This is a genomic window from Psychrobacter immobilis (assembly GCF_904846065.1).
Classification (GTDB): domain Bacteria; phylum Pseudomonadota; class Gammaproteobacteria; order Pseudomonadales; family Moraxellaceae; genus Psychrobacter; species Psychrobacter immobilis_H.
This window is the reverse complement of the sequence record NZ_CAJGZV010000001.1, coordinates 2,462,801-2,476,783: the sequence shown is the minus strand read 5'-3', so window position 1 is coordinate 2,476,783 and position 13,983 is coordinate 2,462,801. Positions and strand designations below refer to the sequence as shown.

The window sequence follows — 13,983 nt, the reverse complement described above, 5'->3', positions numbered from 1 at the left end:
AGCATGGGTAAGAAGTCGTAGCTAACACCTATTGGGTTCTGTGCGTAGGATTTGTGTGCAAAATAAGGTAAACTGACGCGCGTCTTAAACGGTGGTTTTAGCGTCAAGCGGTTTAGAGGCGAGGGTGATATCCATCGCCCATGAGATATTAATAGGTCTTAATCAGGCTATAGCAGACAGAATAAGAGGCAATATATGACCATCAATGCGGTACTGCTGGCAGTCGTCATCATGCTAGGGCTGTCTTTGGCGCGTGTACACGTGGTACTCAGCTTATTAATCGGTGCGCTGGCAGGCGGACTCATCGCTGGTTTGGGAATGACCGATACTTTGAATGCCTTTCAAGAAGGTATCCGAAATGGCGCACAAATTGCGCTGTCATATGCGCTACTTGGTGCTTTTGCAGTGGCGATTGCGCATTCAGGATTGCCACAGTCATTGGCAGGGGCGGTGATCAAACGCATTGATGCGGGCGGCCCAAGTATAAAAGCAGGTGGCATGATTAAATACATGCTGTTTGCAGGTTTAATCACTATGAGCTGCTTTAGCCAAAACTTAATTCCTATTCATATTGCCTTTATTCCATTGCTAGTACCGCCATTATTACTCGCTTTCAATCGCATGCACATCGATAGACGTTTAATTGCTTGTCTACTGACTTTTGGTCTTGTGACTACTTACATGTTTATTCCGTATGGCTTTGGCGATATTTATCTCAATCAAATCATGCTGAAAAACGTCGGTGAAGCAGGCATTGATATCAGTAACATCTCAGTTACCAAAGCCATGGCAATTCCGGCTTTGGGTATGTTTGTAGGCTTGCTCGTCGCCGTATTTATCAGCTACCGTAAACCGCGCCAGTATCAGCAGCTAGCAATTGATAAAGCTGCGCATGATGAGGTGTTAGAGGGTGACGCGTTAAGCAAAACCGCGGCTGGTGCGCAAACACAAAGCAAGATGAAAACGTTGGTGGCGCTTGCCGCGATTGTGACGGCATTTGTGGTGCAGATGTATACCGACTCACTTTTGCTTGGCTCAATGTTTGGCTTTGGCGTCTTTATGGCGACGGGCGTCGTTAAATGGAGTGAAGCCGATACAGTCTTTAATGACGGTATAAAGCTGATGGCGATGATTGGCTTTATTATGATTACCGCGCAAGGCTTTGCCGAAGTGATGAAAGCAACTGAGCAGATTCAGCCATTAGTTGATGGTGCCGCGTCATTATTCGCAGGTAATAAAGCGATAGCGGCATTTATTATGCTGTTAATTGGTTTAATTGTGACGATGGGTATTGGTTCGTCATTCTCGACCATTCCTATTTTGGCCGCGATTTATGTGCCGCTATGTATCTCGTTAGGGTTTTCGCCATTGGCAACCGTGGCGATTATTGGTACGGCTGGCGCGTTGGGCGATGCAGGTTCTCCAGCATCAGATTCGACTCTTGGACCCACTTCTGGTCTAAATATCGACGGTCAGCATGACCATATCAAGGACAGTGTGGTGCCGACATTCTTGCATTACAACATTCCATTATTGGTATTTGGTTGGATTGCAGCGATGGTGTTGTAAGGTTGTAAAACACCTAAGTTATAAGATAATGAAAAAAAGACGCTTTTCTAAGCGTCTTTTTGGTTTTCAAAAAATTATTTAATTAGGAAAAATCTTAAGAAACCAATGTTATCTCTTCATTGTGTGAGCCTTGTTTAAAGTCTCTTATCCCTTTAGATAGAAGGTATAGAAAAAATAACTCAATCACAGGATCATAAATCCGCTCTAGTTTTAGATTGCCATTACTGTAGTCTATGATTGATAAACCAAATAAAACTAGCAAAATTAATAAGACTATAGGAGAAATTATGGCAATAAAGCGGTGAAAAAATATATTATTAGGCTGCCTTATTCGTTTTATTTCAATATAAGTTGTCAATGCAAAGGTATAAAATGCAACTAACGCAAAAGAAAAACTTCTCAGCTCGGCAATATCAAAATCATTGTAATCATAAATATAAGCAGCTGGTGTGAGAAACAACATAATTACCCAAAAGTAAAAGCAGACTTGTAATGAAGCGGGTGACATGAACTCTTTTTTTGCTTTATTCATGGTAGATTGAACCAGTGTTGTAATGATAATTATTTACAGTAATTGTATTTCATAATTTAAAAATAAACAATAGTCCATATCATGTAATATATCAAGAGGTTACTAATATAGTGGCTTTTCAATTGACCAGTTGGTTATTTCTTAGTTATCTGTACTTTTATCAAAATCTTTAATCTCACCATTCAGACTATTCAAAAACTCATCGCTTTGCGCCAGCAGTTTATTCAGACGCTCTTCATTGACTAGCCGTGTCATCTCCTCAGAGCTAAAAGGTTGCTCTTGACTATAGTAACGCAACTCTCTAGCGTCCTCGTTACCTAACGTTTGCAAATACTCATCTACATTATCAGCGCTAGAGTTAGTATCCATCGCTTGCTTATCATCTTTCATCAAAACCACCTTATGCCGCTTGGGGTAATTAAGCCATCTAGTGGCACATCCCACGGTTGCCGCTGTAATTGTTCGACCACTTGGAAATCATAACACCAGCCTATCTTTAACGGTTTTTTTGCCCCTGATCGATAGCTGTTACCAAGCGTCGTATCATAAAAGCCGCCACCCATGCCCATACGATTGCCGTTGAGATCTACTGCTACGAGCGGACAGATAATGACGTCTAACTCTTGTGCCCATAGCAACCGGCGATGATGGTTTTGTTTCATACCTAAGCTGTGAATACGTGTCGGTATGTTGACCAGCTTTGATTGATAAATAGGTACAAAGCGCAGGTGTTTATCGATGTTTCCTTTACCATCAAGACCGAGCGAACCAACGACCGGCAAGTAAGGAAAATAGCCTACGCGTTGACACCAGTCCAATATCGGCTGAGTGGGCAGCTCTCCAAAGCCATCGTAATATAAGCCAATACGCGCACGCGGAGGCAAGCGCTGCTGCAACTTGCGTAAATGTAAGCTTGACATGCGCGCGTATTGTCTGCGCTCGCCATCCGTTAGCTTACGACGTTGGCGGGTAAATTGCCGTCTCGGCGGATTGCTAACTGTGGCTTCTTTTGACTCAGAATTTTTTAACTCAGGATGCATAGATATACTATCCAATAATGTATTAAATTGATGGTGACTGGTACTTTTAGACAGCCGCAATGGCTATTTGTGAATATTCAACACGCCCTAGTCATGCTATCATAACGCCACTTTACAGCGTATTTTCCTTTATGTGCAGCGTGTGTTGCACTTTTTTCGAAGCAGCTATACAACAAACCATCAAAGAGGGTAGTTATGTCGACACAGAATCAGGCAACTCGTACCGAAAAAGATACCATGGGCAACGTGGAAGTCCCAGCTGACGCTTATTGGGGTGCGCAAACTCAGCGTAGCCGTGAGAACTTTAAAATCGGTGGCGAGACGTTGCCACGTCCGATGATTGAAGCAATGGCATTAGTTAAAAAAGCCGCTGCGATTACCAACGCCAGCCTTGAGCGTATCGAAGGCGATAAGCGCGATTTAATCGTGCAAGCAGCAGATGAAGTCATCAATGGCGGTCTAACGGATCAGTTTCCATTAGTCGTATGGCAGACGGGTTCTGGTACGCAGTCAAACATGAACATGAACGAAGTACTAGCCAACCGTGCCAACGAAATTGCTGGTTCTGAGCGCGGTAGCTACGCGCCGATTCACCCAAATGACCATGTCAACCATGCACAGTCTACCAATGACAGCTTCCCAACGGCGATTCGTGTAGCTGCTGCTCGTCAAATCAACAGCTTGCTTATCCCAGCGGTAAAAGCACTACGCGACACGCTAGATGCCAAAGCCAAAGAGTTTGATAGCATCGTCAAAATTGGTCGTACGCATTTACAAGACGCCACACCTTTGACCCTAGGTCAAGAGTTTAGCGGCTATGTCAGCCAACTTGACCATTCATTGGTGCGTATTGATAACGCTTTACAAGGTCTATATGAATTGCCATTAGGTGGTACGGCAGTTGGTACGGGTTTAAATGCTCATCCTGATTATGCGGTAAAATCAGCTGAGCAATTATCAACATTGACTGGTCTACCGTTTGTCACGTCACCGAATAAATTTGAAGCATTAGCCGCTCGTGATGCCGAAGTATTTGCTTCTGGTGCACTCAAAACTTTAGCAGGTAGCTTAAACAAAATCGCTAACGACGTCCGTTGGTTGGCATCAGGCCCTCGTTGTGGTCTTGGCGAGTTGACGATTCCAGAGAACGAGCCAGGCTCTTCTATCATGCCGGGTAAAGTAAACCCGACCCAATCAGAAGCAATGACCATGGTTGTCGCTCAAGTGATGGGTAACGATGTCACTATCAGCATGGCAGGCGCTTCAGGTAACTTTGAGCTAAACGTTTACAAGCCAGTGATTGCGTTCAATCTATTGCAATCTATCAAGCTGCTTGGTGATGCGTGCAATAGCTTTAATGAAAATTGTGCGGTAGGTATCGAGCCAGTAAAAGATAAAATTGATGACTTCTTACATAATTCATTGATGCTAGTGACTGCATTGAACCGTCATGTCGGTTATGAGAATGCGGCGAAAATCGCTAAAACTGCGTATAAAGAAAATAAGACTTTGAAGCAAGTGGCGGTTGAGCTAGAGCTATTAACTGAAGCTCAGTTTGATGAGTGGGTAATTCCTGCTGATATGGTACATCCTAAGTAGGCTATTAAAGACTTCTTAGAATAGTAAAAAGACCTTGTCGTGATGCAAGGTCTTTTTTTTGTTTTCAATTTTGGATCTGATACTACTTTTAGCTATTAATTGTTTCATTTGCTATAGAGATAATATGATTTACTTATTATCATATTAAATTTACTCTCAATATCAAAATTACATTCAATGAGGCAAAAAATGGCTTCCAATAAGAACCAACATTATGTACCTCAGTGCTATTTAAAAAAATTCTCTACTGATGAATCAAAAGCAGCTATTTGTCTCTATAATCTGAACAAAAAGAAACTAATAAAAAATGCACCTATAAAGAACCAGTGTTCAAAAAATTACTTCTATGGTGAAGATCTAGCTTTAGAGAAGGCGTTACAGCCGATTGAAGGGCAGTTCTCTGAAATAGTTCGCAATCTTGAAAATATAAATTACGTTCTAACAGACAAAGACAAGCTATTTCTCATAGAATTTTGGCTACTTCAACGTGCAAGAACCGAGGAGTTTTCTAAGTCTACTGCTGAATCAACTGAACAAGATATAAAAACTTTGCTTTCTATTGACATTAAAATGGAAGTTAAAGAAGTTGTTCACAAAGTAATGCAATCGATCTTAAAAGATATGCATTTAATCCATGACTTAAAGGTTTGTATTTTAAAGAACAATACTAAAACTGATTTCATAACCTCAGACCATCCAGCAGTACTCACAAATCGATGGTATTTTCTCAATAAAAAAGTGCAATTTAGATCTTTTGGATTACAGTCAGCAGGAGGACTATTTATTTTACCTCTTACTCCTAGAATTCTTATGTTGGCCTATGATAAAGATGTTTATAGTATTGCCAATATAAAAGGGTGGGTTCAGCTTAAAAATAGGCATGATATAGATGCTTTTAACTATCTTCAGTTACTGAATTGTCGAGCTAATATATACACAGCAAATCCTGATAGTGCCCTATACCTAGAGAGTCTTCATAACAAAGTGGAGTATTCAAAATCTTTGCAAGGTCATAAAACAGAGTTTTACATTTCAGATAATTCTGACGGTAAGATAAAAGATGAAAATCGAATTGATGTTTCTGAAATTAAGGTAAATCAAAAATTCTTCAAAGTCTCTCAAACTGTTTACGCTGCACCACCAATATGGCCTAGAGTAATAAATTGGAAGCCAAATGGATTTATAATGACAAATGACACGTATGATGATTTTGTTCGTCAAGCAGTAGTAAAAAAAATAGGGCGAAGTGATTTTTATAAAATGTCGATCCGCGAAAGCTAGCTAGAGTCAGTAAAAGTAATTTTATTCAAACAACTAAACTAAACCTCTCTGATTTCTTAAAAACTCAAAATATGTGTTGATCTAAACTACCTACAAAAAAGCCGAGCAAAATGCTCAGCTTTTTATGTCAATCCCTCAAAAATCTAAAACTTATACAGCAAACCAAGCGTGGAAGTTGACTCAGTACGCGAGTCAACCATTGGGCTATCGTATTGTTCATTCGGCAAATAGCTTAAGCTTTGATTGGCAAACAATGCCCAACGTTCATTGAAATCATAGTTGGCACTAATGTTAACGTAAGGATTTAAGCTCGAATTGGACTTATAAGCGGCGACTCCTGTTTCCGCTGACTCTTTTTCACTGACGCCATAATAGTATTCATTATAGTCAGCATCGTTGTATTCAAAGCCAATGCTTGGATAGACTGTTAGCTTGTCTTTTGTAATTCTAGCAAGATACGTCAAACGAGCTGTGTTACCACCACTGCGATCTAAAACATCAGTCGCGATTTGAGCACGGAAACCACCGACGGGCGTGCGGCGCAAATAAGTCAGACCAGCAGCGACTGATGCTTCACGCTCATCAAGACCTTGTAATGCGCCTCTAGCATCATCAGGATCGAAATCGTTGCCAGCGAGCTGAGCATAAGCCGACAGCTGATTTTTGCCATCATTAATAATATAAGCACCCGCTTGGGCGCCACGCACATAGAATCTATTGTTGTCATAAAACGCGCCCGGCAACACACGTACATCGAGGCTTTCTTCCATATCGTAGGCTGAGTTGACGGCTATGACGTTGACACCCACGCTTAATACAGCGTCTTGGTCAGTAGGTAAGTTGTCCTTAAAAAGTGCAGCATTGGACATATTGGCGACACTAAATAACGCGGTAGCCGTTAATGCGCTAAGCATGACGCGCGTAGAAATATGAGGTAGCGCTACAGGTTTAAACATAATAAAGTCTCGTGAATGGATGAAATAATTGGGGGCAATTGTGTATAGTCAAGGAATTTTAGAATCGCTACAAGGCGACCGACCGCAGATAGTACACTGAGTACATCTAGGGCAGGTAACACCGTAGCGGTTTAAAAGTGCTCTGACTTATAGCAAGAAGCGAGTAAGGAAAACCTAACCAGTCAGCTGTTATCATGAACTATTTAGCAATGATAAATAACTATGAAGGTTTACTCAATGGTTTTTAATACTTGTAGTATTTGATCATGAATATCTTGCCACCACCAAATAAAGCCAATGCTAATCAGTAGCATCATTATCCATGGTAGTAATTGCCAAATAAAGATAGATTTGGTCGCTGTTTCTTGTTCACTAAGGTGGCTGTGATTAGCATGAGTATTTAAGTGTGAGTTTACAGCAGAGTCGGGGTGGAAACTGCTGTTATTGTCAAAACCGACATTATTAAAGTGCTCATTATTAGCAGAAGAGTCAGTATCGCTGCTTACTGGAAAATTGATATAAGTCGTTCGATAACGGTCTTCATAAGTAGCTGGGTTAGGCGTATTCTGTAACGCTATTGTCATACGCTGACGGTAGGCGACTGCGAACGCCAGTGCAATCACTAAGCCAGTCACCGCGCCGCCGATATGCCCTGCATTATCGATACCCGGTACGGCGAAACCATAAACAAGGTTGATGCCCATGATAAATATCAAGCTTTTAAGATTGAGTACCATCCCATTGACCGATATTTTAAACAGTGCGGCTATTAATAGTGCTGCGCCGATACCCATGATGCCACCTGACGCCCCAGCCGATAGACCCGGTTGACCAGTTCCTTCTACAATACTGTGCCACGTGACATAGTTATTCAGTAAGTTGCCCCCGATCGCCGCCAGTAAAAACAATGCCAAAAACTTGGCTGAGCCAAACATCGGCTCGGCAATCTGCCCAAAGAAATACATGGCAAATCCATTAAACAATAAATGCATCAAGCCGATGTGTAAAAAGGCACTGCTGACCAAGCGCCACGGCTCATCACCCATGGTAAATGGCAATGCATTGGCACCCCATTTTAAGAGCGCCTCAGTCGATGGATTATTGGCATCGACGCCTGTCAGTACTTGCATGATGAATAACCCAATAAAGCTGGCTAGTAACAGCGTGGTGACAGGGGCTGTTTTTAATAATTGTTGAATGGTCATAAAGGTGAGATATCATTAGAATGTTATAAATAGAGTATAAAGGGTATGGTCAAATAATGTCATACATCTGCATGACATTATGATTTAACGACTAGTACTCTTAAACGACTAGTACTCTTAAACGATTAGTGCCCTTAATAGTGGATCGTTTTAACGACCGTTTTAATGACATGTTTAACGATTAGCAACTTTGAGGTTCTCATAAATGCCTTTTACCAATATATCAGTGGTGACATTATTGATATCAGTGTGACCACAGAATGCCATCGATAGATCGCATTCTTTATGGATGATTTCCAGTGCACGGCGCACGCCATCTTTGCCATAAGCGCCCAGACCATAAAGAAAAGCGCGACCAATCATCGTGCCTTTTGCACCCAATGCGCGCGCTTTTAGCACATCCTGACCCGAGCGAATGCCGCTGTCTAACCACACCTCGATACCGCTATTTTCAGCCTGCACTGCTTGTACGATATCAGATAGGGCAGATATGGAAGAGAGGGCGCCATCTAATTGACGACCACCGTGGTTTGAGACGACCAGTGCATCGGCACCGCTACGAGCAGCCATAATGGCATCTTCAGGTTCCATGATACCTTTAATAATTAATTTACCGCCCCACATATCTTTGATGCGTGCCACGTCATCCCAGCTCAAGCGCGGATCAAATTGCTCTTCCGTCCAAGCGGTGAGAGAAGATAAGTCATCCACTCCTTTCGCATGACCGACGATGTTGCCAAAGCTATGACGTTTGGTGCCCAGCATATTCATACACCACTGCGGCTTGGTCATCAAGTTGACGATATTGGCAAGTGTAGGTCTAGGCGGTGCAGACAAGCCATTTTTGATGTCCTTATGGCGCTGTCCCAGCACTTGTAAATCCGCGGTAAGAATCAACGCCGAACAATTGGCATCTTTCGCCCGCTGAATCAAATTGGCCACATAGTCATGATCGCGCATCACATATAGCTGAAACCAAAAGGGCTTGCTGGTATGGGTGGCGATATCTTCGATAGAGCAGATACTCATGGTCGATAGCGAAAACGGTATGCCGAATTTTTCTGCTGCCCGCGCGGCATGAATCTCACCATCCGCCCACATCATACCGGTAAAGCCAGTGGGCGCGATGGCGACGGGCATTTTTACTTCTTCACCAATCATCTGGGTTGCCAGACTGCGATTGTCCATATTGACCAATACCCGCTGGCGTAATTTGATACGGTCAAAGTCGGTTTCATTGCTACGATAAGTCGTCTCAGTCCATGAGCCTGAATCGACATAATCATAAAACATACGCGGTACTTTACGTTCGGCAACGCGGCGCAGGTCTTCAATTTCAGTAATTTTGCTCAAATTTTTCATTATGTTCTCACTACATCGTTTTTTTATTGTTGGTTTGCTATGTATGATTGTATGAAAAGTTGCTGTAAATCCATGACTGAAAATGGATAGTTTAATCGTGTTGATGGTGTCAAAATCACCGGAATAGTGGTGGCAAATTCCATCATCAATGGTTCATCGAAATGAGCGATATCGACCTGTTGATAGGCAATCGGCTGTACAGCTTGAAATTGAGTCAGCACTTGCTTCGCGATGTCGCACAAATGACAGCCAGACGTTCCAAGTAACCACCATTTATCATTATTTTCAGCATGACCAAGATTGGGGTTTGCAGCAACCATACGTTCCCGTAAGGCTTTTATATTATTATCATCGTACATATTTATTCTCTTGTCTTAATACTTGGGCGTGTCCTCAATTCAATCGATTACTTTCTAAATGGGCTAAAAATAGCTAAATTTTGCCAAACATCGTCAAATAGCTTCTTAATATCTCGATATTATGTGCGCTATTTTCCTTGTTTGACGGCAATTTATCTCATTTTTATCACCATTTTTAAAATGAGGACACGCCCTTGTCACAAAGTTTCGGTTTTTAGGACTTCGATTGCCAGCATAAATACCGCCTGATCTTGTTTACGTAGACTCTATGGCATGATAAAGAAGTGGGGTAAATAATGACAGCGATTGTGAGATTAGGTAAGATGACCTGCTGTTTTTAATTACTGGCTCTTCAGCTCATCTTATCTTATTACCTTTTCAATCACTTGGATATCGCGCATGGCAAGTTTTGGCAAATTTTTCAAACGATTATTGATGGCAATCATGCTATTGGTCGTTGCATTTCATGTATTAGTCGCTGGGCTACTATTAATTTGGAAAACGCAGCCGATTAATAACAGCATGTTTATGCTGACTCATCGTTTGACGGGTGGTACTGTCACCCAGACTTGGGCGGAATATGATGCCATCGCAAAATCTGCCAAACAAGCCGCGATAGTGAGTGAGGATTCGACATTTAGTCAGCACAATGGTTTTGATTTTAAAGGCATTGAGGCGGCACGTAAGAAAAATGAAGAGACGGGTAAGATGTCCGCTGGTGGCTCGACGATTACCCAGCAGCTAGCAAAAAACTTATTTTTGACCTCGCATCGCTCGTATGTTCGTAAAATTGAGGAAGCGATTATCACTGTCATGATTGAGACATTATGGGACAAGCAGCGTATCTTGACCGCTTATCTCAATGTGGCAGAGTTTGGCAATGGTATTTATGGTATCGAAGCAGCAGCTCAGCACTACTTTGATAAATCTGCGGCCAAGCTGAACCGTGATGAATCAGCCTTACTTATCGCTATGTTGACCAATCCAAAATACTACGAAGACAATCAGGGTGATAGACGTTTACGCAATAAACAACGTATTATCAAAAAGCGCATGAGCAATGCGGTGTTACCACAATCAGCTTAATGGATTGTACCTATGACCATTTAATAAATAGCGCCGTGTTTTTGAATGATAGTTTTAAGTGACGGTTTTAAGTGATAGTTTTGAATGGCAGTTTCGAGTAGTAATGAATGAAGAAAGAACCCTGATAAATTTCTTAGTGAAAAAGCGATTATAAAAGACAATTGGTATTGAAGATGATGGCGTATCGATAACGCAAAGGAGTAGTGACGTGATGGATGTGAATAATAAGCAGGACACTGATAGCAATAATACGGTGATAGCAGTTGATAATAAAAGCCATACAGAGAGCCGCAATGACCATTTAACTGAGGTTGCATGGCAGCGTTCAGAAGACGGCAGCTATTCACCCAGCAGTTATATCAATCGCGACTTGTCTTTATTACAGTTTCATTTACGTGTCTTAGCGCAGGCGGCAAGTCCTCGTCATCCGCTACTTGAGCGCTTGTTTTTCTTGATTATTTTCTCATCGAATATCGATGAGTTTTTTGAGATTCGTGTCGCAGGCATTATGCAAAAGCTCAATATGGGTGATGTCTCGACCAGTGTTCATGGCATGCGTCCCAGTGAAGTGCTGAATGAGATATCTACCGTAATGCACGACGCCATCACTGAGCAATATCGTATTCTCAATGAAGATATCTTACCAGCACTGGCGCTTGAAGATATTCGTTATCTAAAACGCGATGAGCTAAATGCTGAGCAGTCGGCATGGATGAAGCGCTACTTCACTGAGCAAGTATCGCCAGTGTTGACACCGATTAGCATCGATCCGGCGCATCCGTTTCCGCGTTTGGTCAATAAGAGCTTAAACTTCATCGCTACTTTAGAAGGTAAAGATGCCTTTGGTCGTGATATCAATCTAGCGATTGTGCCCGCACCGCGCAGTTTGCCGCGCGTGATTCGCCTGCCTGATGAGCTGACAGGTGGCAAAGAACACCACGTCATGCTCTCAGCTATTATTCATGAGCATATCGGTGAGCTGTTCCCTGGGATGAGTGTGACGGGCTGCCATCAGTTTAGACTGACGCGCAATGCCGATTTAGATTTGGCTGATGATGTTGAAGATATTGCTAAGGCTCTGGAGGGCGAGCTAGAAAACCGCCGCTTCGGTGATAAAGTGCGGCTAGAAGTCACAACCGATTGTCCAACGCCTATCAGTGATTATTTGCTCAATGAGTTTGAGCTGCATGACAATCAGCTGTACCGCGTCAATGGTCCTGTCAACTTAACGCGCTTATTGTTTGATTTCAATATTCCAGCGCTGCGCTATCAGCCCTTTACCCATGTGGTGCCAAAAGAGTTCCGTCGTGAGATGGATAAGCTGGACAAAGCAACCAGTATGTTTGCCGCCATGCGTAAAAGCGATGTGCTGGTGCACCATCCTTTTCATGCATTTTCACCGATTATCAATCTGCTTTGGCAAGCGGCGAGCGATCCAAAAGTGTTAGCGATTAAGCAGACATTGTACCGCTCAGGCACCAATTCAGAAATCGTTAAAGCATTGGCTGCTGCTGCTCGTAATGGCAAAGAAGTCACTGCCGTCATCGAGCTGCGTGCGCGTTTCGATGAAGCCTCTAATATCGCCGTCGCCAATTATTTGCAAGAAGCGGGTGCGGTCGTTGTTTACGGGATTGTCGGCTATAAAACCCACGCCAAGCTGATGCTCATTGTGCGCCGTGAGGATGATCGAATCCGCCGCTATGTGCATTTAGGGACGGGCAACTATCATGCCGCCAATGCCAAAGTTTATACCGATTATGGTTTATTTAGCGCAGATCCTGATATCTCAGAGGATGTACATAATATATTTCAAGAGCTGACGGGAATGGGCAAGCCTGCCAATCTCAAAAAGCTGCTGCATGCGCCTTTTACCTTGCATGATAAATTGATAAGCTTTATCGATGATGAAATTGCTCATGCAAAAGCCGGCAAGCGCGCTCATATTATCGTTAAGGTTAACGCTTTAACTGAACGTCGATTGATTAGCAAGTTATACGATGCCTCGCAAGCAGGCGTCAAAATCGAGCTCATTTTACGCTCCATGTGTTGTTTGCGTCCGCAAGTAAAAGGTCTGTCAGAAAACATTACCGTACGCTCTGTTATTGGGCGTTTTTTAGAGCATACGCGTGTTTATTATTTCTATAATAATGGCGACGAGCGCTTATATTGTGGTAGTGCAGACTGGATGGATCGTAATTTATTCCATCGCGTCGAAGTGGCGTTTCCAATCCAAGATAAAAAACTGTTCAAACAAGTATATCAAGACGGTTTACTTAACTATCTGAAAGACAATACACAAGCGTGGATACTTAGCGGTGATGGTGTTTGGCAGCAGCTGCAACCAGCCGCAGATAAAACGCCGCATACTGCTCAAGAGTATTTATTAAAAGTGATTAATGGCGTTGATGCATCAAGCTAGCTTAATATTTCAACGACATCTTCAAAGCGGTAAAGACGTCTTTACAATCAATAAATATCAAGCAAAAAACCAAGTATAGAGTACTTTCTATGCTTGGTTTTTTTTGGATAAACGATTTGTCTAAGTTACAAACTGTCTTGTAACCTCACATTTATTCACATATTGATACGGCAGCACACTGGTGCAGTCCATTATCTCATCCTTATAATCAAGGTCAGCCCTCACGCTATTATTAAACTGATTTGATGGTTTAATAAACAATTAGCACTCTAGTAATTCATGCAAAATTGCTCGTATTACTATCATTGATCGTATTACGAAAAAGAGCAGGGACTGCCTAAATCAACGAATTATAAAAATAGGAAACATCTTATGAGCAATACCGATAATGACACATCAGATATCAAAAAAGCTGCTGAGCAAGCAGACAGTCAGCAAATTGCGCGAAATCTTGAAGACAATAAAGCGGTCGATGCGCCTGAAGCATTAAGTAAAGATGAGCAAACCTCTTTTATTGAAGATGATTTGCGTACTGATAAATGATAAATAAACTGTGACATGAATATTCGGATTAA

Annotated in this window: 13 protein-coding genes; 6 read left to right on the top strand and 7 right to left on the bottom strand. The window is 42.2% G+C overall.

What is annotated here, in order from left to right; genetic code table 11:
- Positions 1-195 precede the first annotated feature (195 nt).
- Positions 196-1,569, top strand: a complete 1,374-nt coding sequence (locus JMW64_RS10245) for a Na+/H+ antiporter family protein (RefSeq protein WP_201554561.1) — start codon at positions 196-198, stop codon at positions 1,567-1,569.
- Between the two features lie 94 nt (positions 1,570-1,663).
- On the opposite strand, the gene JMW64_RS10240 is transcribed toward JMW64_RS10245, so the two are convergent.
- The 3 genes from JMW64_RS10240 to JMW64_RS10230 all read right to left on the bottom strand — a co-directional run bounded on the left by JMW64_RS10240 (position 1,664) and on the right by JMW64_RS10230 (position 3,141).
- Positions 1,664-2,101 (bottom strand): hypothetical protein, encoded by a 438-nt coding sequence (locus JMW64_RS10240; RefSeq protein ID WP_201540207.1) that lies wholly within the window; start codon positions 2,099-2,101, stop codon positions 1,664-1,666.
- A gap of 141 nt (positions 2,102-2,242) precedes the next feature.
- Complete coding sequence (locus tag JMW64_RS10235; protein WP_201554560.1) at positions 2,243-2,491, bottom strand: hypothetical protein; 249 nt, start codon at positions 2,489-2,491, stop codon at positions 2,243-2,245.
- Positions 2,491-3,141 carry a 5-formyltetrahydrofolate cyclo-ligase gene (locus JMW64_RS10230; RefSeq protein ID WP_201554559.1) on the bottom strand — a complete coding sequence of 217 codons (651 nt, stop codon included), beginning with the start codon at positions 3,139-3,141 and terminating at the stop codon, positions 2,491-2,493. Before JMW64_RS10230 ends, JMW64_RS10235 begins: the two co-directional genes overlap by 1 nt.
- A gap of 195 nt (positions 3,142-3,336) precedes the next feature.
- On the opposite strand from JMW64_RS10230, the gene fumC reads away from it, so the two are divergent.
- Both fumC and JMW64_RS10220 read left to right on the top strand, forming a co-directional pair.
- Positions 3,337-4,740 (top strand): class II fumarate hydratase, encoded by a 1,404-nt coding sequence (gene fumC, locus JMW64_RS10225; RefSeq protein WP_201554558.1) that lies wholly within the window; start codon positions 3,337-3,339, stop codon positions 4,738-4,740.
- 189 nt (positions 4,741-4,929) lie between these two features.
- Entirely contained in the window at positions 4,930-6,021 is a 1,092-nt protein-coding gene (locus JMW64_RS10220) for a DUF4238 domain-containing protein (protein ID WP_201554557.1), read from the top strand.
- Positions 6,022-6,164: 143 nt separating this feature from the next.
- Here the strand turns inward: JMW64_RS10220 and JMW64_RS10215 are convergent, their stop codons facing one another.
- The 4 genes from JMW64_RS10215 to JMW64_RS10200 form a co-directional block, all read right to left on the bottom strand.
- Positions 6,165-6,977, bottom strand: a complete 813-nt coding sequence (locus JMW64_RS10215; RefSeq protein ID WP_201554556.1) for a MipA/OmpV family protein — start codon at positions 6,975-6,977, stop codon at positions 6,165-6,167.
- A gap of 230 nt (positions 6,978-7,207) precedes the next feature.
- The gene (locus JMW64_RS10210) at positions 7,208-8,182 is read right to left on the bottom strand and encodes a rhomboid family intramembrane serine protease (RefSeq protein WP_201554555.1); all 975 of its coding nucleotides are present in this window, start codon (positions 8,180-8,182) and stop codon (positions 7,208-7,210) included.
- Positions 8,183-8,356: 174 nt separating this feature from the next.
- Positions 8,357-9,544 (bottom strand): alpha-hydroxy acid oxidase, encoded by a 1,188-nt coding sequence (locus tag JMW64_RS10205; RefSeq protein WP_201554554.1) that lies wholly within the window; start codon positions 9,542-9,544, stop codon positions 8,357-8,359.
- Positions 9,545-9,567: 23 nt separating this feature from the next.
- Complete coding sequence (locus tag JMW64_RS10200) at positions 9,568-9,903, bottom strand: glutaredoxin family protein (RefSeq protein ID WP_109589427.1); 336 nt, start codon at positions 9,901-9,903, stop codon at positions 9,568-9,570.
- Between the two features lie 399 nt (positions 9,904-10,302).
- Here JMW64_RS10200 and mtgA point away from each other — a divergent pair, with 399 nt between their 5' ends.
- The 3 genes from mtgA (at position 10,303) to JMW64_RS10185 (ending at position 13,951) form a co-directional block, all read left to right on the top strand.
- Entirely contained in the window at positions 10,303-10,989 is a 687-nt protein-coding gene (mtgA, locus tag JMW64_RS10195; protein ID WP_045453173.1) for a monofunctional biosynthetic peptidoglycan transglycosylase, read from the top strand.
- 211 nt (positions 10,990-11,200) lie between these two features.
- Positions 11,201-13,408: a polyphosphate kinase 1 gene (ppk1, locus tag JMW64_RS10190; protein WP_201555118.1), complete on the top strand. Its 2,208-nt coding sequence runs from the start codon at positions 11,201-11,203 to the stop codon at positions 13,406-13,408.
- Positions 13,409-13,780: 372 nt separating this feature from the next.
- Positions 13,781-13,951 (top strand): hypothetical protein, encoded by a 171-nt coding sequence (locus JMW64_RS10185; protein WP_193008754.1) that lies wholly within the window; start codon positions 13,781-13,783, stop codon positions 13,949-13,951.
- Positions 13,952-13,983 lie beyond the last annotated feature (32 nt).

Coding starts and splice junctions, on each gene's coding strand:
- JMW64_RS10245 (WP_201554561.1), top strand. CDS start 196: ATGACCATCAATGCGGTACTGCTGGCAGTCGTCATCATGCTAGGGCTG.
- JMW64_RS10240 (WP_201540207.1), bottom strand. CDS start 2,101: ATGAATAAAGCAAAAAAAGAGTTCATGTCACCCGCTTCATTACAAGTC.
- JMW64_RS10235 (WP_201554560.1), bottom strand. CDS start 2,491: ATGAAAGATGATAAGCAAGCGATGGATACTAACTCTAGCGCTGATAAT.
- JMW64_RS10230 (WP_201554559.1), bottom strand. CDS start 3,141: ATGCATCCTGAGTTAAAAAATTCTGAGTCAAAAGAAGCCACAGTTAGC.
- fumC (WP_201554558.1), top strand. CDS start 3,337: ATGTCGACACAGAATCAGGCAACTCGTACCGAAAAAGATACCATGGGC.
- JMW64_RS10220 (WP_201554557.1), top strand. CDS start 4,930: ATGGCTTCCAATAAGAACCAACATTATGTACCTCAGTGCTATTTAAAA.
- JMW64_RS10215 (WP_201554556.1), bottom strand. CDS start 6,977: ATGTTTAAACCTGTAGCGCTACCTCATATTTCTACGCGCGTCATGCTT.
- JMW64_RS10210 (WP_201554555.1), bottom strand. CDS start 8,182: ATGACCATTCAACAATTATTAAAAACAGCCCCTGTCACCACGCTGTTA.
- JMW64_RS10205 (WP_201554554.1), bottom strand. CDS start 9,544: ATGAAAAATTTGAGCAAAATTACTGAAATTGAAGACCTGCGCCGCGTT.
- JMW64_RS10200 (WP_109589427.1), bottom strand. CDS start 9,903: ATGTACGATGATAATAATATAAAAGCCTTACGGGAACGTATGGTTGCT.
- mtgA (WP_045453173.1), top strand. CDS start 10,303: ATGGCAAGTTTTGGCAAATTTTTCAAACGATTATTGATGGCAATCATG.
- ppk1 (WP_201555118.1), top strand. CDS start 11,201: ATGGATGTGAATAATAAGCAGGACACTGATAGCAATAATACGGTGATA.
- JMW64_RS10185 (WP_193008754.1), top strand. CDS start 13,781: ATGAGCAATACCGATAATGACACATCAGATATCAAAAAAGCTGCTGAG.